17 protein-coding genes are annotated in these 18,563 nt (G+C 68.4%); 10 read left to right on the top strand and 7 right to left on the bottom strand.

The annotated features are described in order from the left end of the window. Window positions 1–14: 14 nt before the first annotated feature. Window positions 15–512 (bottom strand): outer membrane protein assembly factor BamE, encoded by a 498-nt coding sequence (locus FL344_RS11775; protein WP_228564959.1) that lies wholly within the window; start codon window positions 510–512, stop codon window positions 15–17. Window positions 513–693: 181 nt separating this feature from the next. Between FL344_RS11775 and ppk1 the strand changes: the two genes are divergently transcribed. After that, complete coding sequence (gene ppk1 / locus FL344_RS11770) at window positions 694–2,856, top strand: polyphosphate kinase 1 (RefSeq protein WP_141618582.1); 2,163 nt, start codon at window positions 694–696, stop codon at window positions 2,854–2,856. A 32-nt stretch (window positions 2,857–2,888) separates the two neighbouring features. On the opposite strand, the gene FL344_RS11765 is transcribed toward ppk1, so the two are convergent. Next, window positions 2,889–4,010 carry an App1 family protein gene (locus tag FL344_RS11765; protein ID WP_194858400.1) on the bottom strand — a complete coding sequence of 374 codons (1,122 nt, stop codon included), beginning with the start codon at window positions 4,008–4,010 and terminating at the stop codon, window positions 2,889–2,891. A 153-nt stretch (window positions 4,011–4,163) separates the two neighbouring features. On the opposite strand from FL344_RS11765, the gene FL344_RS11760 reads away from it, so the two are divergent. Beyond that, a complete protein-coding gene (locus tag FL344_RS11760; protein WP_141618581.1) occupies window positions 4,164–4,604 on the top strand; it encodes a DUF6209 family protein in 441 nt (146 codons plus the stop codon). 46 nt (window positions 4,605–4,650) lie between these two features. Here FL344_RS11760 and FL344_RS11755 read toward each other — a convergent pair whose 3' ends face one another. Then, a complete protein-coding gene (locus FL344_RS11755; RefSeq protein WP_228556398.1) occupies window positions 4,651–5,193 on the bottom strand; it encodes a hypothetical protein in 543 nt (180 codons plus the stop codon). 86 nt (window positions 5,194–5,279) lie between these two features. On the opposite strand from FL344_RS11755, the gene FL344_RS11750 reads away from it, so the two are divergent. Further along, window positions 5,280–6,326: a DUF2169 domain-containing protein gene (locus FL344_RS11750; protein WP_141618579.1), complete on the top strand. Its 1,047-nt coding sequence runs from the start codon at window positions 5,280–5,282 to the stop codon at window positions 6,324–6,326. A 5-nt stretch (window positions 6,327–6,331) separates the two neighbouring features. On the opposite strand, the gene FL344_RS11745 is transcribed toward FL344_RS11750, so the two are convergent. Further along, window positions 6,332–7,117, bottom strand: a complete 786-nt coding sequence (locus FL344_RS11745) for an immunity 49 family protein (protein WP_141618578.1) — start codon at window positions 7,115–7,117, stop codon at window positions 6,332–6,334. Between the two features lie 74 nt (window positions 7,118–7,191). On the opposite strand from FL344_RS11745, the gene FL344_RS11740 reads away from it, so the two are divergent. From FL344_RS11740 to FL344_RS11725, 4 genes are read left to right on the top strand one after another with little or no spacing between them, the layout of a single operon-like run. Further along, the gene (locus tag FL344_RS11740; protein ID WP_194863084.1) at window positions 7,192–8,064 is read left to right on the top strand and encodes an AHH domain-containing protein; all 873 of its coding nucleotides are present in this window, start codon (window positions 7,192–7,194) and stop codon (window positions 8,062–8,064) included. A gap of 24 nt (window positions 8,065–8,088) precedes the next feature. Beyond that, on the top strand, window positions 8,089–8,673 hold the full coding sequence (locus FL344_RS11735) for a DUF1629 domain-containing protein (protein ID WP_141618576.1): 585 nt from the start codon (window positions 8,089–8,091) through the stop codon (window positions 8,671–8,673). A 6-nt stretch (window positions 8,674–8,679) separates the two neighbouring features. After that, window positions 8,680–9,039: a hypothetical protein gene (locus tag FL344_RS11730; RefSeq protein WP_141590491.1), complete on the top strand. Its 360-nt coding sequence runs from the start codon at window positions 8,680–8,682 to the stop codon at window positions 9,037–9,039. 52 nt (window positions 9,040–9,091) lie between these two features. Next, the gene (locus tag FL344_RS11725; protein WP_141618575.1) at window positions 9,092–9,676 is read left to right on the top strand and encodes a DUF1629 domain-containing protein; all 585 of its coding nucleotides are present in this window, start codon (window positions 9,092–9,094) and stop codon (window positions 9,674–9,676) included. On the opposite strand, the gene FL344_RS11720 is transcribed toward FL344_RS11725, so the two are convergent. After that, window positions 9,633–10,754, bottom strand: a complete 1,122-nt coding sequence (locus tag FL344_RS11720) for a hypothetical protein (RefSeq protein ID WP_194863083.1) — start codon at window positions 10,752–10,754, stop codon at window positions 9,633–9,635. The genes FL344_RS11725 and FL344_RS11720 overlap by 44 nt on opposite strands. Window positions 10,755–10,874: 120 nt before the next feature. Between FL344_RS11720 and FL344_RS11715 the strand changes: the two genes are divergently transcribed. From FL344_RS11715 to FL344_RS11705, 3 genes are read left to right on the top strand one after another with little or no spacing between them, the layout of a single operon-like run. Beyond that, window positions 10,875–11,339, top strand: a complete 465-nt coding sequence (locus FL344_RS11715) for a DUF4150 domain-containing protein (protein WP_090491111.1) — start codon at window positions 10,875–10,877, stop codon at window positions 11,337–11,339. Beyond that, window positions 11,336–12,679: a TIGR02270 family protein gene (locus FL344_RS11710; protein ID WP_141618573.1), complete on the top strand. Its 1,344-nt coding sequence runs from the start codon at window positions 11,336–11,338 to the stop codon at window positions 12,677–12,679. Before FL344_RS11715 ends, FL344_RS11710 begins: the two co-directional genes overlap by 4 nt. 40 nt (window positions 12,680–12,719) lie before the next feature. Continuing rightward, window positions 12,720–15,395 (top strand): hypothetical protein, encoded by a 2,676-nt coding sequence (locus tag FL344_RS11705; protein ID WP_141618572.1) that lies wholly within the window; start codon window positions 12,720–12,722, stop codon window positions 15,393–15,395. A 16-nt stretch (window positions 15,396–15,411) separates the two neighbouring features. Here FL344_RS11705 and FL344_RS11700 read toward each other — a convergent pair whose 3' ends face one another. Both FL344_RS11700 and FL344_RS11695 read right to left on the bottom strand, forming a co-directional pair. Further along, on the bottom strand, window positions 15,412–17,277 hold the full coding sequence (locus FL344_RS11700; protein ID WP_141618571.1) for a glycoside hydrolase family 15 protein: 1,866 nt from the start codon (window positions 17,275–17,277) through the stop codon (window positions 15,412–15,414). Window positions 17,278–17,299: 22 nt separating this feature from the next. After that, on the bottom strand, window positions 17,300–18,385 hold the full coding sequence (locus FL344_RS11695) for a glucose 1-dehydrogenase (RefSeq protein WP_141590478.1): 1,086 nt from the start codon (window positions 18,383–18,385) through the stop codon (window positions 17,300–17,302). Between the last annotated feature and the right edge of the window lie 178 nt (window positions 18,386–18,563).

The raw sequence follows: 18,563 nt of genomic DNA, 5'->3' as shown, positions 1-18,563 counted from the left end.
ATGAAAGGCCCTGCTCAGCCTTCCTGCGCGGGCGCGGGCGCCGCGTCCGCGGGCTCCCCGCCCGGCGCCGCGAACGTCCCCGTGGCGGGGTCCACGTTCCAGGCGGAGTACTGGTGCGTCTTCACGTCCCGCAGCTTCCCGTCCTCGTAGCAGACCGAATAGATGAGGAACTGCGGGTTGACGAAGTTGGGCTGCCCGTAGCGGTAGCACTCCGCCCCGCTGGTGTCCCGCTCCAGGGTGATGGGCCGTCCCAGCACGGCGCGCACCTGCTCCGTCGTCATCCCACCCCGCATGGACTTGAAGCCTTGGGGCGTGACGATGCGGAACGTCTTCTCCTCGCCCTTGGCGAGGGTCCAGAAGCCCACGCCCAGCACCACCGGTATCAGGGCCATCAGCAGGGCGCCCGCCCACCGTCCCCGAGGCACCTTCCTGTCCTTCTGGAAGGCCGTGAAGAGGCCGCTGGCCGCGTCCGCCTTGGGGGTCGTCTCCGTCGCGCTCACGTCGCCTGACATGCAGTCCTCATATCGCGGATGCAACAAAGTCCACGCCTCCCGCCCTTTCTCCCTGCCCGCCCACCTGGGAGGGCTTACATCGCCTGACGGCTCCCTCTCCCAAGTAACACGCGAGTTTACAATGAACAGGGGGGCGGCCTGCTACATCCCTCCAAGGGAGTCAACGAGGAGTCAAGTCACCATGCCGAAACGCGGCGGCGGCGGTCGCGGCGTCACCCAGAAACCCTCCAACCGGGACGTGCTCCCGGCCGGCGCGGAGTCGAAGGACACGGAGCTCTTCTTCAACCGAGAGCTCTCCTGGATGGCCTTCAATGACCGCGTCCTCCAGCTCGCCGAGTCTCCGGAGATTCCGCTGCTGGAGCGGCTGAAGTTCATCGCCATCTACGCGCGCAACCTGGACGAGTTCTTCATGATTCGCGTCGCCCGTCTGCACGAGCAGATTCGCGGCGGCGTGGCGCGCCTGGTTCCCGACGGAGCCTCTCCCAGCGACACCCTGGACAAGCTGCACGACGGCATCCTCAAGCAGACGCGCCGGCACGGCGACGCCTTCGAGAAGGTGCTCCGCCCCGCCCTGGCCGAAAAGGGCCTGCGCATCCTCTCCGCCAGGAATCTGGACGCCGAGCAGCGCGCCCAGGTGGACCAGCGCTTCAAGGAGCAGATTTTCCCCGTCCTCACCCCGCTGGCCATCGGCCTGGGGCGGCACTTTCCCTACATTTCCAACCTGTCGCTCAGCCTGGCGGTGCTGCTGAGAGACCCGGACGCGGACGAGGAGAGCGTGGCCCGGGTGAAGGTGCCCAAGGAGCTGCTGCCGCGCTTCCTGCCCCTCAAGGGCAACGTCTTCGTCCCCTTGGAGGAAATCATCGCCCAGCACCTGGGGGACTTGTTCCCCGGCATGGAGGTGCTGAGCTGGGGCACCTTCCGCGTCACCCGCGACGCGGACTTCACCGTGTCCGAGGACGCGGAGGACCTGCTCAAGGCGGTGGAGACGGAGCTGCGCGAGCGCCGCTTCGGCGACGTCATCCGCATGGAAGTCCAGGCCGGCATGAGCCCCAAGCTGCTCGAGCCGCTGGTGGAGGCCATGGGCCTGGAGGCACGCCAGGTCTACGAAGAGCACGGCCTGGTGGGCCTCAATGACTTGCAGTCCATCGCCTTCGCCCCGGGCTTCCCGGAGCTGAAGGACCCGCCGTGGGTCCCCGTCACCCAGGCCCGCCTGCGCACGGACGCGGACGCACCGGATGGCGGCACGGTGATGTCGTCCATGCGCCGGGGGGACCTGCTGGTCCACCACCCCTACGAGTCCTTCGCCACCTCCGTGGAGCGCTTCGTCACCGAGGCCGTGGCCGACCCGGACGTGCTGGCCATCAAGCAGACGGTGTACCGCACGTCGGACAGCTCGCCCCTGGTGCCCGCGCTGATTACCGCCACCGAGCGCGGCAAGCAGGCGGTGTGCATGGTGGAGCTGAAGGCCCGCTTCGACGAGCGCACCAACATCCGCTGGGCCAACGCGCTGGAAGAGGCGGGCGTGCACGTCGTCTACGGGATTCCGTCCCTGAAGACGCACGCGAAGGCCATCCTCATCGTCCGGCGCGAGGGCGACAAGGTGCGGCACTACGTGCACATCGGCACGGGCAACTACAACCCGAAGACGGCGCGCCTCTACACGGACATGGGCCTGTTCACCACGGACCCGGACATTGGCGCGGACGTGGCGGACGTCTTCAACTACCTCACCGGATTTGGCCGGCCGAAGAGCTTCCGCAAGCTGCTGGTGGCTCCGCTCACCATGCGCCAGGGCCTGCTGGAGGAAATCAAGCGCACCGTCGCCGCGCACACGGCCGAGCGCCCCGCGCGCATCCAGATGAAGATGAACGCGCTGGTGGACCCCGGCATCATCCACGCCCTCTACGGGGCGTCCCGCGCGGGCGTGAAGGTGGAGCTGAACGTGCGCGGCATCTGCTGCCTGCGCCCGGGCGTTCCCGGCGTGTCGGAGAACATCCGCGTGGTGTCCGTGCTGGGCCGCTTCCTGGAACACTCGCGCATCTACATCTTCGAGCGCGGCCCGGAGCTGCGTTGCTTCATCGGCTCGGCGGACTTGATGCCGCGCAACCTGGACCACCGCGTGGAAATCCTCGCGCCGGTGGAGGACGCCAGCCTGGCCGCCCAGGTGAAAGACTCGCTGGAGCGCTGCATGGCAGACACCACGTCCGCCTGGGAGCTGACGGCGGATGGCGGCTGGCGCCGCCGGCAGCCGCGCGCCGGTGACGAGAAGCGCTGGGCCCAGGGCGAGATGATGGAGCGCGCCCAGCGCATGGCCCAGTTCCAGGGCGGCCGTCCGCTGTCCTGACAGCACCTGCACCTCGGTGGGCGCCGGAAGCCTCAGCGCGCGGCGTCCTCGCGGCGGTGGGCCTCCACCTCGCGCACCTCGCGCCACTGAATCCACCCCTCGCGCGCGGCGTGACGGGCGGCCTCGGTGGTGTCATCCACCGCGAGCATCTGGCTGCCCGCGGCGCGGATGTCCTCGGCGATGAGCGCCAGCTCCTCGGCCCGGCGCTGATGCCCGGGCACGTTGCGGATGTAGACGCAGAGGATGCGCCCGGGAAACTCACGGACGATGGTGCGGTAGTGCTCCGCGTCCTCCTGGCCACTGTCGCCAATGAGGATGAAGGGCAGGTGCGACAGCGTGCCGAGCACCGCGCGAATCTTCTCCAGCTTGTGCCCATGGCCCCCGCCGGGCGCGAAACCCTGGCTGGACAGGCCCCAGTCGCGCAGCAGCAACGGACCGGTGGGGATTTTGTGCAGGGAGAGGAACTCGTCCAGGTGCTCGTAGAGGTTCCACGGGCTGCTGGACACGTAGAAGATGGGGTTGTCCGCGCTCGTGCCCCGGCCGTGCTGGAGCGCGGCATAGAAGGCGTCCACGCCCGGAAAGGGCAGCCGCACGCGGTGCTCGGTCAGGAAGAGCGCCCAGGCCCGCTTCAGCAGGTCGGTGACGCCGGTGACGATGACGGTGTCGTCGATGTCGCTGATGACGCCGAACTCCGCGCCGGGCCCGGCCATCCGCACCGGCGCGGCCACGCGGGACACGCCCTCCGCATCCGGCGACAGCAGCTCCAGCTCCACCATGTGCCAGCCCGAGCGCACCCCGTCCGGCGGAGGCACCCACAGCTCCAGGAAGCCCTCCTCGTCGGTGGTGCCCTCCCAGCGCTTGTCGCCCCAGCGCACCGCGACGTGCGCGCCTGGCACCTCGCGCGTCATGTAGCGCTTGTAGGAGGCCACCGCGCTGCCCACCAGCGTGTAGCGCTCCTGCGGCGGACGCACGTGCCGGTCCTCCAGCACGCGGGCCTTGATGACGGCGCGCTCGGGCGTGCCATAGCCCCGGTAGGGGAGGATGCGCAGCGGCGGCGCGATTCCCAGCTTCTGGCGAAGCTTGCGGCTCAGCGCGTCATAGTGCGCGTCCACGCGGACGGCGAGTCGATAGAAGCGAGGAAGAAAGTCGGCCATGGCGCGGAGCGTAAAGGTGAGGAGCCTGACTCTAGAGGAGTCCACGATTGAGCGGCACAAACCCGTGAGGGTCCACTGGCGGACCGTCACAGCCCTTGCCTGCCACGCTGTGCGTATCCGCAACGCAGCTTCCTCTCAACCTGGAGCTTTGCCTTGCCGCGTCAATCCCCCCACTGGTGTCTCGCCGCCGCCGTCGCCGTGCTGCTCGCCGGAACGGCCGCTTCCTCGCAGTCCCCTTCCAGCATCACCTTCCAGTCGCCGGCGCAGGGCTGGAACGTGTTCGCGTCCTCCAACCCGCTGCCCTTCGGCTCCACCGCGGCCATCCACTACAGCGCGAACCGGCTGATGCAATGTCGGGGCACCATCAACGGCACCACGCCGGGGTGGACGATCACGGGCTACTACCAGTTCAACAACGGGCCGGTGCAGCGCTTCTGGGTGACGGGCTTCTCCTCCACGCCCAACCCGCCCGCGCCGTCCATCCCACTCAACACGCGGGGCACGCTGGCCATCTGGTTCGAGAACACCAGCCGCTGGGGCTGCCAGGCCTGGGATTCGAACTTCGGCAACAACCACCTCTTCACCGTGCAGTGACGGCGGGCCCGTGCGCGCGGGTTGCACCCCCACGCCCACGGGGCATTCAGTGGGCCTGCGTGACGAGTTCCACCCGGCCCAGGGGGCTGTGGCCCTTCGCCAGCAGCCGCCGCGCCGCCAGCACCGACACGCAGTCGTCCGTGCTGTGGATGTCTCCGTAGAAGGTGAGCAGCGTGGCCGGGTCCACCACGCGAATCCCCCCGGCGTCCACGGACGGCACGCGCCGGACGAAGACGTCGAGCAGGACCTTGCCGCCCTCATCGTGCCGGGCGTAGCGGTAGAAGTGCGTGGAGGTGGCGTCGAAGCGCGTCCAGATGCGGTGGTAGCCGCGAGCGGTGAGCACGGCGATGAGCTCCGGGAAGCGCGCGGGCTCCACGAAGAGGTCCACGTCCTTGTGGTCGTGGAAGCGCTTCAGCTCCTCGTGGGGCGGGGCCATGAAGTGCCAGGCCCAGCCGCCGGACACCGTCACCCAGGGCGCCAGGGCGCGCACCTCCGCCTCGCAGGCGCGCAGGCGCTCCAGGTTCCAGCGCTCGTGCGCTCGCTTCGGATTGCGTGGGTCTCCCATGGCCGTGTCCTTGTGTGAGGGCACGGCGTGGACGGAAGGTGGAGTGCGGGCTGACAGCCGGGCTCCGGCCGCCCGTGTCCCAAACAGGTGAGGACTGGTAGACATGTTTCATGGGGCACCCCTCCACCGAGAACCTCACGCCCTTCACCTTTGAGCCGCTGTTCCTCACCGACGAGGCGCTGCGGCCCCTGTTCGTGCCCGTGTTGAAGGCCACGTTCGACCTGCGGCCTCGGGGCGCGCCGGCGCTGTCCGCGGAGCAGGCGCCGCTGCTGACCGGGGGTGAGCGCTGGGAAGGCGGCGGAGATGCGGCCAGCCTCCGCCTGGAGCCCGAGGGCGCCTTCTTCAAGGCCGCCACGGACGTGGTGCTGGTGGGACATGCCCATGCGCCCGCGGCGGGGACTCGCGAGCTCCTCGCGGAGTTGCATGTCGGGCCGGTGCACAAGCAGGTCCGTGTGCTGGGGGACCGCACGTGGTTCAAGAGCATGGGCGGCATCGGAGTGACGCAGCCCCTCCCCTTCGAGCGCATCCCCTTACGCTATGAGCGCGCTTTCGGCGGGAAGGACGGCAGCGCCTTCGAGCCGCGCAACCCGCTGGGCACGGGCTTTCGCGAGAAGGGCAGCCGCTTCGAGGAGAACCTGCGGCTGCCGAACCTGGAGTCCCCCGCCGAGCCGCTGAGGTCCTGGGGCCAGCGTCCTCCGCCCACGGGCTTCGGGTTCATCGAACCGCACTGGCAGCCTCGGGCCGGCTACGCGGGCACCTACGATGACGCGTGGAAGAAGTCGCGCAGCCCGTTGCTGCCGAAGGACTTCGACCGGCGCTTCCTCAACGGCGCGCCGCGGGACCAGCTCGTCCCGGGCTACCTGCGAGGGGGCGAGGCCGTGCTGCTGAAGCACGTGGCGCCGGGTGCGCCGCTGACGTTCAGGTTGCCCGCGCTGCCGTCTCCGGAGGTCCTCGCGCCCAGGGCCCGGGGGCTGGATGACCTGGAAGGCGCGCTGCGGTTGGACACCGTGGTCCTGGACACGGACGCGATGAAGCTGTTCCTCGTGTGGCGCGGCACCTTCGCGTTGCAGCGCGAGCCCACGGAGCTGCGCTCCATCCAGGTGACGTGCGAGGGCGCGGAGACGCTGGAGCCAGGGCAACCCGTCGGAACGGACTGACGGGGTTACCGGGTCGGCGCCGTGTCGACGGCCCAGTCGCCCGAGTACGTCGTCGTCATCGGGACGCGGGCCAGGGGCGGGCAGTAGCGGAAGCTGGTGTCCTCGGGTGCGATGCTGGCGCGCTCGGCGAGGCGCAGGAGGGCCAGCCCTTCGAGCCAGACGAACCGGTGCGGCGCGAAGGACGTCACGGGTGTGGCCAGCGAGCGGGCGCGCTTCTCCGTGACGATGCCGTGGTCCAGGCAGGCGGCGGCGAAGGCCTCGGCGAAGGCGGCGGCGTCCCTGGACACCAGGGCTCGGGCCATGGTCACCCGGCTGAGGTAGGGCTCCTGGCCCACCTTCTCCAGCGGGACGAGGATGGACTCCAGTGGAGCAGACGGCGTGCGGGTGAGGTGCTGGAGGGCGGCGGCCCAGAGGAACTCATCCTCGTATTCGGCGCCCTGCTGCCACTGGGTGGCGGAGCTCGCGGCCACGGCCTCCGCGAGGGAGAAGTGGCCGGCGGCGAGCGCGCCGAGCAGAGGCGTGTTGCGCCGCGCGGGCGGTGGCGGAAGGCCCCGGTCCGCGAGGAGGCGCTGCACCCGGCGGCCGTTCTCCGCCATCCGGCAGAGATTGAGGAAGAACCCCTGAGGATTCCCATCCACCAGCAGCGTGGCCACGGCGATGAGGTGCAAGTCGAGCGTGATGGCGTCCAACCGCGCGAGAATGCTGGAGCGGTCCGCGCCCGGGTCGAACTGGCTCAGCCTTTCTCCCAGGGAGTCAGCGGCATCTGCACGGAGGGAGATGAGACGAGCCATGATGGGAGGTGCGGGTGAGCGTAGCCTGGAACGGGGCGTTCGGGCACCATACAACGTGAGAGGTGGGTACGCGCATGAGCAACCTGAGTGCGAGCGAGATGAACACAGATCTGGCGCAGCGGCTCCTGTCCATCTTCGAGCGGAGCAGGGACCGGAAGTACACGGCGGCCAAGGCGGCGAAGAAGAAGAAGCCGAAGCCCGCGGCCAGCGCCGCGGACGACGCCGACCACGTGGATGACAGCGCCCCGCCCCGGGGGGTGCTCGGCAAGGACAGCGACTACGCGCAGAATGGCTCTGACTACATCGCGTCCCTGGACGGGCGTGATGTGTACCGCGTCTTCGACCACTCCTACCTGGATGAAATCCGGGACCTGGTGAAGCAGACCGCTGAGTTCCCGGGGGGACCGCCGGAGAACTTCAACCCGAGGGCCAAGGACAAGGACAAGAAGCCCGCGCTCCAGAAGTACCCGTACGCATGGGAGGCGCACCACATCCTCCCGGGCTCGGCGTTCTATTACGAGTTGGAGGACGGCCCGGTCTTCACATACCGGCAGCTCCGCCTCATCCTCCAGTCCGACTACAACCTGAACCACGGCCACAACATCATCATGCTGCCGGACCAGGCCTGGGCCGTGCCCGTCCACGCGCTGCTGCAGCACCCGGGCGACCATCCCAACTACACGCAGCAGGTGATGCGGGACATGAAAACCATCGCCCAAAAGCTTCAGAAGGCGATCGACTCTCAAAAAGAACACAAGGCGTTGATCGAGGATGTTTTTGACCAGTTGCACAAGCTGGAGAACAAGTACTGGAAGCTCCTCGTTGCACTGAGCCGAGCAGTTGTGGCCTCAGTCACCGCAGGAAAGGAGTACAAGCACGCCCTTGTGCGCTATGCCCCGAAGGACAAGAAGGCCAAGAGCCGTTATGAGTGGGGCTCTCTCTATTAATTGAACCAGTCATTCGAGATTTTCGTGAAATATTTTGTCTTCAAGGTCATGGCCGAAGAGGCGGGCTACATCGAGAAGCTTCCAAATGGCAGCCCTACTGATTGGAAGTTCCACGAAGGCATCAGCCTTGCCAAAGACTTTCCAGTAGGCGGGGAAGTTTCGTTTTCAAAAAACTATCCCGACAATCGGAATCTCTATGATTTTCAACCCAATATCATGAGCAACCTGCTCGTCTCGGGACGCGCACGCAAGCTCATCGAGTCGCTCGGTGTCACCAATGCCGAATGGCTTCCGGTCGCCATCAAGGACCATCAGGGCAAGGTCGTGGGTCCGGACTACGCTTTCCTCAATCTCCTGGGTGCCGAAGACGCCATCGACATGGAACGCTCGGAGTACGAGATGGACTCCCTTGAGAAAGACCAGATCGGGAATATTGATGAGTTGGCCCTGAACACCACCGCCATCAGTCCCGACGCAAAGATGTTCCGCTGCACGAAGGAACGCCGTCTCATTCTCATCCGTGAGGACGTCCACGCTGCTTTCGAGCAAGCGGGCCTGACCGGTTTCAAGGTCTACGAAGCTGAAGGCTGGGACGGACTGGAGCTCTGACCCATCATGTTCGAAGCCAATTGCATAGAAGAGCAGCCCGCCGACATCGTCGCTCGAGTTCTGACGGAACAGTCTCCGTGCTTCGTCACCGCACGCGAGGGCGTCCGGGGGGTACTGGTGCCCTTGGATGAGGTCTACACGGAGGTGCTGGAGGCGCATCCGCGCGTCATCAATGCCCGGATGAAGGACCTGGTCCGCCCAGGCAAGGACATGGCCATGTACTGCGTCCAGGTCAGCCTGTCTGATGAAAAGGACGCCATCCGCTTCACGGACGAAGAGGGAGAGCCAGTGCTCGCCTTGGTCGGCGCCATGCGTTTCCTACGCTGGCTTGAAGAGGAGGACGGCGAGGTGGACGAAGAATCATGAGGTACAGCCACCAGGGGATGGCCCGGCATCTCATGCAGGATTGGAGTCGTCCGTGAACTACTTCGTCTTCAAGGTCCAAGGCATCGATGCAGGCTTCATCGATGAATATCCCCGGGGAAGCCCGGCAGACTGGAAGTTCGACGAAGGCATCAGCCTCATCAAACAGTTTCCTGTGGGTGGTGAGGTCTCCTTCTCCAGGAACTATCCAGACGACCGGACTGTCTACGATTTTCAACCGAACCTGATGAGCGACCTGCTTGTCTCAGGCCGCGCGCGCAAGCTCATCGAATCCCTGGAAGTCACCAACGCGGAATGGCTTCCTGTCGTGGTCAAGGACCATCAAGGCGCTATCGTCGGTCCGGATTACGCCTTCCTCAATCTCCAGGGGGCCGAAGACGCCATCGACATGGAGCAGTCGGTCTACAGGATGAACGCCATCGCCAAGGACCAGATTGGCCGCGTGAAGAAGCTCGCCCTGAAGTACGACGCCATCTCCCCGCAGGCGAAGCTGTTCCGCTGCACCATGGAGCGCCGACTCATCCTCATCCGAGAAGACGTGCACGCTGCCTTCGTCCAGGCGGGCCTCACCGGCTTCAAGGTCTACGCAGCCGAGGGTTGGAACGGCCTGGAGCTGTGAGGTGAATCACGGCGCGCTCCCCTGCTTCCGCGGAGGAGAGCACCAGCACCGACGACGTGGGCGCGTAACCTCGCGCCAGCCCCCGGAAGACCAACGCCGTGGCCACCGCTCCCGAGGCCACCCCCGTGTGTCCGAAGCTCTTGGCCGGCATCCACACCGCGCCTTGCTCGAAGCGAGCATCTGTCTCCCTCAGCCGGACCTGGAGCATCCCCCACTCGAAGGCCCGCGCGTATTGCCCGTCGTGGTCCGACACCATCAACGGCGCGGACGCGTCCTGTCCCAAGGGCCCCAAGGCCGCGAGGACCTGCCGCGCCAGTTCCTGCCCGTCCGGTGGCTGCTCCCCATCCAGCGGCGCCGCGTCGCGTCCCTGCGCCACCCGCACCACGGCCATGGAGGACTCCGCGGTTTCCTCGCGCGCGAGCAGCAAGGCCACCGCGGCCTCTCCCGCCATCAACCCCGTGGGCCGGCCCGGTGTCTTCAGGCGCTGCTGCTGGTGCAGCAACGTCAACGTCTCCGGGGAGATGAAGCTGTCCACCGCGCAGACGAGCGCACGCTCCACCTTGGACGCCCGCAGGTCCTCGCCCGCCGCGGCCAGCGCCTGCGCGAAGGCCACGTTCCCCGTGGGGAACGCGCGCACCAGCCCCTTCCACGCAGGCCATCCCAGCGCCTGCCACGTCCCCTTCACCAGCCGGTCCACCAGCCGCGCGACGCGCTCGCGTGCGTCGTCCGGATCTTCCTCGTAGGGGTCCTTCCCCGTCGTGAAGCCCCGTGCCTCCGGGTCGGGCAGCACCAGGTAGAGCCCCACGCCGGGCCCCAGCGCCGCGACGTCCACCCACGTCCCCAGGTCCACCAGCGCTTCCGCCAACAATGCCACCAGCCGCCCCACGCCCGAGAACCCCAGCGTGGCTTCTCCCGCCGCGTGCACGGTGACGGGGCTCGGCGCCTCGTCGCCCTTCAGGAAGACCTCGAAGTCCGGCGCCGCCGAGGGCCAGGACATCCCCGCGCGGAACGCCGCCGAGGCAGGCACCAGCCCACCCAGCGACGACGCCATTCCCATCGCCTGGACCCATCCCAACATGCGCGACACAGCCTCCTACACCGGAGGGACAGCCTTCCACGGCACGATACAACGAGCCACCACCCTGGCTCGTGACACGAGGCCAGGAGCGATACACTCCCGGGACGAGGAGCCATCCGCATGAGCGCGACCGTTGGCGTCAACAAGCTGTCCGTCGTCCACAAGGACACCGGAGGGACCACCATCGCCTTCCCGGACGTCTGCAAGACGCCCAGCCCCGCCGGTCCCGTGCCCATTCCCTACCCCAACGTCGCCATGTCCTCGGACACGGCGAAGGGCACGACAAAAGTCTCAGTGGATGGCAAGCCGGTGTGCGTCGAGGACTCGAACTTCAGCACCAGCACCGGCGACGAGGCGGGCACCGCGGGCGGTGGCGTCGTCTCCGGCAAAACGAAGGGCAAGGCCGAGTTCGTCAACTACTCCTTCGACGTGAAGTTCGAGGGCAAGAGCGTGGCGCGGACCTTCGACCTCATGCTCCACAACGACAAGAACACCCCGCCCGCACCGCTGCTCCAGGGGCCGGTCATCGCGCTCGGCAAGAGCGACACGAAGGCCAGGTGCCTCGTCTGTGAAAAGGAGCTGTGAGGCCCTTGTCGCCACGCCGTCCAACGGTCCGCTGGGAGCTGCTGGAGCGCCACCTCGAGGAAGCCGAGTTCCTGTGGACGCAGTGGGAGCACGGCCTCTGGAGCCCGGAGCTCACCCTGTCCTCGCTGGCTGAGGGCGATGAAGGGCGCCTGCGGGCCCACCTGGATGCACTCGTGCTGGGAGGCAGCGCCGCCGCCACCCGCTTGCTGCTCCCCGCGCTGACCTCCGAGGACCCCGCGCGCGTGGCCAGCGCGGCGTGGGCCCTGCTCTCCGCCGAGGACGCCGACTGGCGCGAGCCTGTGTTCCAACAGTTGGAGCAGGGGTCCGAAGGGACGCATCCGGGCCTCCTCCGCGCGCTGGAGCTGCTCGACCGGCCGGACCTTCACGCCCTGCTCCTGAAGAAGCTGCCGACGTTGCAGCCAACGCTCCAGGCGGGAGCGCTCCGGGTCGCGCGAGTCCGTCACCTCGACACGAGCGCCGCGCTCGAGAAGCTCGACTGGGAGGCCGACCCGGCGCTGCATGCCGAGGCGCTTCGTGCCCTTCCCTTCGCTCCCAGGACGCAGGCAGGGGATGCCCGGCTGTCACGCGCCCTGAGCCATGCCCATCCCACCGTGAGCAACGCCGCTCTGGAGACCGGGTTGCTGCTGGGCTCGCGTGAGGCCTGGGAGCACGCCCGGGGTTCCTCGTCGCGCGGCGCGCTCCTCGCGCTCGCCGTGGCGGGTGAGTCGAAGGACCTCGCGGGCCTCCTCGCGCGCCTGAAAGACGGCTCCGCACCGGCGGAGGTCATCTGGGCGGTGGGCTTCAGTGGCAGGCTCCTGGCGGCCGAGGCGTTGCTGCCGCTGCTGCGCGATGAGACCCAGGGCTCGCTGGCCGCGGCCTCCTTCGCCGCCATCACCGGACTCCCCATGGTGCCTCCTTTCCTCGTGGAGGCACCCGCCGACGAGGCTGAGGACGCGGAGGAGGACGCCGAACCCGAGACAGAGGACCTCCAGGCGTGGCTCCCCAGCCCCCGGGTGCTTCCCGGCGAGGTGGACGCCCAGGCCGTGGAGACCTGGTGGACGCGGCAGCGCGGCGGCTTCACGGAAGGCGCGCGTTTCCTGAGGGGCATACCCCTCACCGTGGAGGTGCTGGTCAGGGCCCTGGAGACCGAGCCCATGAGGCGGCGCCCCTCGCTCGCCTGGGAGGCGGCCCTGCGCAGCGGGGGCACGCTCCAGATGGAGTCCCGGCAGTGGACGCGGGTGCAGCGCGAGCAGGTGCTTCCCCTGCGGGGGCAGCGCCCGGAATGGCTCGTCCGGGCAGGGAGCTGGCCGCAGGGCCGCCGAGGCGACACTCCCGCCTGATGGGGTAGAGGCATGCCACCTCGGTGGATAGGGTGCATCCATGGCAACCTGGAGCCCCACTGCCTTCGCCCGCGGACTCGCGTCGCTGCGCGCCTTCGCCAACGCCGAGCCGGAGCTGTCCGCGAGCGCTCGTGCCGACTTTCCAACGACGTGGGCCGACGAGCGGTTTCCCTGGATGAGCGCCACCCTGATGGCGTGGACCCTCCATGGACGGGAAGACGCCGAGGGCCGCACCGCGGCGGACCGTCAGCTCCTCAGGGACGGGCAACGCCTGTCGCGCGCCGAGCGCGGCTTGCTGTCAGCCCTGGCCGCGTCCTGGTGCTCGGTGTTCGAGGTGGAGGAGGTGCGGCTCGGCCAAGGACTGCGCTTGAGGGACCTCGTGCTCGACGAGGTGCTGGAGGTGAAGGAGCGCAGCCTCACCACGCAGGTAGCCCGCTACGACTTGATTGCGAGCTGGGTGATACCCACCGAGGACCACCTGGAGCTGGTGGGAGGCATCGTCGCGATTCCCCGCCCCCTGCGTGAGCACGTCGTCGTCGCCGCGCGTCACGCGTTCGCCACCCATCAGCCTCCAGCCGACGACGTGCCCGGCCGCCGCAGGCAGGCACGGCGGCTGGCGCCCTTTCTTTTCACGCGCGTGCTGGAGCTGCTCACCACTGAGCGGCCACTCCTCAACTTCGAGGACGAGCCGCTACGCCTCTGCACCGCGCGCTTCCGCATCCGCCACCCGGCGAAGGTCGAAGAGCACCTGCGCCGGCACGACGGCTTCACCCGCGAGGGCGAGGGTCACTACAACTGGGAAGGTCCTCGGGCGGCGGTGTGGGGCTCCCTCACGGTGGAGGGCAAGGTGCTGGTCCTCACCACCCACTCCGCGCAGCGTCTGGAGAAGGGCAAGGCCCTGCTGGAGGAGTTGCTGGGCGCGGAGGCCGAGCACGAAGAGGACACGGTGGGGCCGGTGCAGTCCGTCCGAGGAGAGCCCGCGCGCGCCCTGCCAGACGACGCGCCCCCTCAGTTGGCGGACGCATTCGCGTTGATGCTCGCACAACGGGCCCGGGAGGAGCTGTCCCGGGGAATCCCCGCCTGGGGTGGAAGGAGCGCCAGCGACCTGATGCGCTCCACCGAGGGCCGCGCCCAGGTGCTCGAATGGCTGAAGGACTGGGAGTCGCAGGTGTCTCACCTCTCCGACGCCGCGGACCTGCTCTGGGATGACCTCTACGCGGAGCTGGGTCTGTCGCGTGACGAACGCATCCCGCTGACCCAGGTGTACAGCTCGAAGGAGGTCCCACGCCTCGAGCCCGTCCGCGCGGAGCTCACCACCACCGAGCTTCCCGAGGACCTCTCTCTTGAACCTCTTCCTCGCCGCCGGGCCTTCCAGGATGCCGCCCGGCGGAAGCCTCGACGGAAGCCCCCAGCACCCGAGTTGGAGCCAGGGGCCCTCTATGCCTTCAAGCTGGGTCCCTTCGACGTCGGAGTGGACGGACGCACCTCCGTCTACGTCGCGGTGACGTCCGAAGGTGAGGCGCTGCCACCCGTGTTCGGGCGTCGCGACGCGGAGGGCCTGGAAGGCCTGGCGAGGGACAACGCCGGACTCAAGCGTTACTGCGAAAGCCGGCTGGCGCGTGCTGGAGCCGGCCACGGCTTCGCGTCGCGGCCCATGCCGGACTCCGTCACCCGGTTCCGGGCGGCGCTGGCCCTCCAGATGCACTGGGCCTCGGTGGAGCCGGGATTGATGGTGATGCCAGAGGTGACGGAGGCGCTCCTTGACGCCACGGCGGCGCTCGTCCGCGCGGAGCCTTGGGAGAGCTGGACGAACGAAGAGGTCTTCACCGTGCATCTGGAGGGCACCGTGCGGGGCACCCGGGAGCTGTCCGTCATGGGGAGTGGGAGCAGCGAGTTCGGCTTCGCCCTCTTCGACCGGGCCGGCTCCGTGGAGCGGATGAGCATGTCCGGTCTGCCGGGCGGCAACGTCGACGTGCTCATCCCGGACTCGCTGGGCGTGACGCTCGAGGACGCGCCGGACTGGGTGGTGAAGACGGTCAAGGACGTCACCGGCCTGCCCTTCGTCCCCGACGTGATGCGCGTCCAGCGCAACACACCGCGCCTGGGCAACGCCGAGGAGCTGGTGCTGGCGGCGGCGGTGGCCCAGGCGCTCGCCCTGGCACGTCCCGAGGAGCGCGAGGTGAACGTGGAGCTGAAGGTTGGAGACCTCCACGTTCGGGTGCAGCTGGAAATCCCCCTGCCGCTGCTGACGGGAAGCTACGTGGGAAAGCTCGACCTGCTGTCGCTGGCCACCCGGCGGCCCAAGGCGACCCACGCGCCCACGCGCTCGCTCCCCACGAAGAAGGTCTCCGAAACGCTGCTCGAGTTCGCCAAACCCATCCTGGAGGACGTGGAGGACTCGGAGGATCCGCAGGCCGAGCTCTTCACCTGCCTGGCGCTGGCCCTGAGCGCGTGGAACGCCGTGGTGCAGGACACCTGGGAGCCGGAGAAGGGCTGGGTGGAGCGGGCGCGCGCCACGCTGAAACGGATGCCCCGAGACGTCCGAGAGATGATGCTCCACGATTTCGAGCTGCTGGTGGAGCGCAAGCGGCGCCACTTCGCGGACGACCCCCGGCTGCTCGACGCCCTGGACATCGCCCGGCGGCCGGATGACCTCAGCGTCCGCCTGGCCGGCGTGGTGACGCCAGGCGCCTGGTCCGAATTCGTGGGCGTGTAGGGCGAATGACGAGGCCTCAGTCGCGCCGGCCCAGCGTGCGGTCCAGGTTGTAGGCGGAGCTGATGAGCGCCAGGTGCGTCAGCGCCTGCGGGAAGTTGCCCAGGGCCTCGCCGGACATGCCCGTCTGCTCCGCGTACAGGCCCACGTGGTTGGCGTAGCCCAGCATCCGCTCGAAGATGAGCCGCGCTTCCTCCAGCAAGTCGGGCCGGGCCACGCTGGCGCGCGTCATCGCCTCCACCAGCCAGAAGCTGCAGAGATTGAAGGTGCCCTCGCTGCCGGCAATCCCATCCAGCGTGGCCTCCACGTCGTAGCGGAACACCAGCCCGTCCGACGCCAGGCCGCCTTGGGATGGCGGCTTGCGCATGACGTCCAGCGTCTGGAGCATGCGCGGGTCCACCGGGGACAGGAAGAACACCAGCGGCATCAGCAGATTCGCCGCGTCCAGCGCGTGGCCGCCGTAGTACTGGACGAAGGCGCCCCGCTCCGGGTTCCAGCCCTTGTCCATGATGTCCTCGAAGATGGCGTCCCGCACCTTGTGCCAGCGGGCCCGATCCGCCGGGAAGCTGCGCTTGTCCGCCAGCCGGACGGCCCGGTCCACCGCCACCCAGCACATCAGCTTCGAGTACACGAACTGCCGCTGCCCGCCCCTCACCTCCCAGATGCCCTCATCTGGCAGCTCCCAGTTGTCACACACCCAGTCCACCAGCCGCCGCAGGTGCCGCCAGAAGTCATAGGAGATGGGGGCCGCGTACTTGTTGGACAGGTACACCGAGTCCATCAGCTCGCCGTAGATGTCGAGCTGCAACTGGTCCGCCGCCGCGTTGCCAATGCGCACCGGGCGCGCGCCGCCATAGCCCGACAGGTGCAGGAGTTCCTGCTCCTCGGGCACGCGCTTGCCGTCGATGCCGAACATCAGGGGCAGCGGCCCGTCGTCGTACTCCGCGCAGCGCGCCTCCACCCAGCGCATGAAGGCCGCCGCCTCCTGTTTGAAGCCGATGCGGAGGAACGCGTACACGGTGAAGGCCGCGTCGCGCAGCCAGCAGAAGCGATAGTCCCAGTTGCGCGTTCCGCCCGGTGACTCCGGCAGACTGCAAGTGGGCGCCGCGACGATGGCGCCCGTGGGCGCGAAGGTCATCAGCTTGAGCGCCAGCGCCGAGCGCTGCACCGTCTCCCGCCACCGGCCCGTGTACTGGCAGCCCGACAGCCAGTGGCGCCAGTACTCCACCGTCTCCCGGAAGAGCTCCTCGGAGGACTCATGGTTGTGCACCACCGCCTCGCAGGACGTGCGCGCGCCCGGGTGCAGGGAGAAGACGGCGGACTGGTTCTCATGCAGGGTGAAGGACGCGGTGACGCCCCGCTCCGTCTTCTTCAGCTTCACCGACGAGGACAGCGTGAGCCGGAGCGTGTCAGAGGAGAAGGTGGCCCCGCTGTGGATGAGCTTCGTCTCGTGCGTATCCCGCGCGTAGTTGAAGGCCGGGAAGCACTCCATGCGGAAGACCATCTGTCCACGCACCACCCGCACGCGCCGGAGGATTTCCCGCTCCTCCTTCATCCCCTTCCTGCCCGACATGGGCATGAAGTCGACCAGCTCGCCCACGCCGTCCGGCGTGTAGAAGCGCGTCACCAGGACGTTGGTCTCCGGCCAGTAGAACTGCCGCTTCATCACCCCGTCGGGCTCCGGCGCGATGCCCCAGTGGCCTCCCTTCTCACGGTCCAACAGCGCGGCGAAGACACTGGGACTGTCGAAGTGCGGAAAACAAAACCAGTCGATGGTGCCCTCGTTGCCCACCAGCGCCACCGTCCGCAGGTCGCCGATGATGCCGTGGTCCTCGATGGCCACCGGCTTTCCCGTCACCGAAGCGCCGCCGCTTCCCGTTGCCATGCGTCACTCCTTGTCGAAGGGGTCAGATGAAACGGATGACGTCCTTGATGCCGCCAGACTTCTTGCCAGTGACGACGTCGCAGAAGTCCTCGGGCGAATGACTGGCGCAGATGAGCCGCTCCAGGCCCCCGGGCCAGCGGGCCTGGAAGTGCTGCAAGTCCTCCAGCGCCATGTCGAAGTCGACATCCGCCGCGTTCACCGTGCCCACCAGCACCTGGTTGCCCAGCACCACGTCCTTGAGCACCGGTGCCACGTCGAAGGGCTCCTCCTTCGACGGCACCCCCGTGAGGATGCAGACGCCGTTGGGGCCCAGCGCCTTCAGCGTCTCCAGCGCCGCCTTCGCCACGCCCGCGGCCTCGTAGATGACGTCCGCGGCGCCGACCCTGCGGACCAGCTCCTCTGGCCGCACCTCCTTCGAGGAGATGTAGGGCACCCCCATCGCTTCCGATGCCTCGGCCTTCACGTTGGGCTTGGGACTGCGCGAATACACCGTGGTGGCATAACCCCGGCGTGCCAGCGCCATGGCGCCCAGCAACCCCACCGGCCCCGCGCCCAGCACCACCGCGCGGCCCGGACCCGCCCTCCAGGGCAGCCGGTCCTGGAAGCGCTCCAACTGGCGGAGGGCCTTCTCCGCGATGGTGAGCGGCTCGGTGAGCACCGCCACCTCGCGCAGCTCCGTGGGCACCCGGTGCAGGTAGGCCACGTCCTCCACGAAGGACTCGGCGCCGAAGCCGTGGGCGCCCTTGATTCCCCGCTCGGTGTAGTCGCCGGTGATGCAGAAGTCCGGATGGCCCCCGCGGCACGGCGGGCAGGTGGCATGCGGGCACGGCCGGCGCACGCGGGGCACCACCCAGTCCCCGCGGCTCAGGCCCCGGACGGCCTCGCCCACCTCCACCACCTCGCCCAGACACTCGTGGCCCAGGATGAGGTGGTCCGAGCCCGGCGGCGGGGAGCCGTAGACGAACTCGATGATTTCCTTGTCCGTGCCACACACCCCGATTTCCCGCGTCCGCACCTTCACCTGCGTGGGGGACTGGATGCGGGGCTCGGGGGCGTCGGTGATGACACGCACCTCGCGCTTCTGGGGGAAGACGGCCACGGCCTTCATACGGGCTCCTTGCGATGCACGTCCCGGCACGCGGCCAGACGCGGACCAGGACACGGTGATGCCTGCCTGGTACGGCTGCCCGCTCAGACACGGACCCGTGGCGGCACGGGCCCGCTGGTGAACAGCGCCCGCTCCCACGTTGCCCAGGGGTCAACGCTGTGCATGCACGAAACCGCTG

Origin of the sequence: Myxococcus sp. AB036A (assembly GCF_006547355.1) — a bacterium.
GTDB classification, from domain to species: Bacteria; Myxococcota; Myxococcia; order Myxococcales; family Myxococcaceae; genus Myxococcus; species Myxococcus virescens.
The sequence above is the reverse complement of the archived record's forward strand: the minus strand, read 5'-3'. Positions and strand labels throughout refer to the sequence as shown.

Bases quoted from the DNA above. Each gene is read 5' to 3' on its own strand.
- FL344_RS11715 (WP_090491111.1), top strand. From the start codon at position 10,875: ATGAGCGCGACCGTTGGCGTCAACAAGCTGTCCGTCGTCCACAAGGAC.
- ppk1 (WP_141618582.1), top strand. From the start codon at position 694: ATGCCGAAACGCGGCGGCGGCGGTCGCGGCGTCACCCAGAAACCCTCC.
- FL344_RS11695 (WP_141590478.1), bottom strand. From the start codon at position 18,385: ATGAAGGCCGTGGCCGTCTTCCCCCAGAAGCGCGAGGTGCGTGTCATC.
- FL344_RS11705 (WP_141618572.1), top strand. From the start codon at position 12,720: ATGGCAACCTGGAGCCCCACTGCCTTCGCCCGCGGACTCGCGTCGCTG.
- FL344_RS11730 (WP_141590491.1), top strand. From the start codon at position 8,680: ATGTTCGAAGCCAATTGCATAGAAGAGCAGCCCGCCGACATCGTCGCT.
- FL344_RS11700 (WP_141618571.1), bottom strand. From the start codon at position 17,277: ATGGCAACGGGAAGCGGCGGCGCTTCGGTGACGGGAAAGCCGGTGGCC.
- FL344_RS11765 (WP_194858400.1), bottom strand. From the start codon at position 4,010: ATGGCCGACTTTCTTCCTCGCTTCTATCGACTCGCCGTCCGCGTGGAC.
- FL344_RS11720 (WP_194863083.1), bottom strand. From the start codon at position 10,754: ATGTTGGGATGGGTCCAGGCGATGGGAATGGCGTCGTCGCTGGGTGGG.
- FL344_RS11750 (WP_141618579.1), top strand. From the start codon at position 5,280: ATGGGGCACCCCTCCACCGAGAACCTCACGCCCTTCACCTTTGAGCCG.
- FL344_RS11775 (WP_228564959.1), bottom strand. From the start codon at position 512: ATGTCAGGCGACGTGAGCGCGACGGAGACGACCCCCAAGGCGGACGCG.
- FL344_RS11745 (WP_141618578.1), bottom strand. From the start codon at position 7,117: ATGGCTCGTCTCATCTCCCTCCGTGCAGATGCCGCTGACTCCCTGGGA.
- FL344_RS11740 (WP_194863084.1), top strand. From the start codon at position 7,192: ATGAGCAACCTGAGTGCGAGCGAGATGAACACAGATCTGGCGCAGCGG.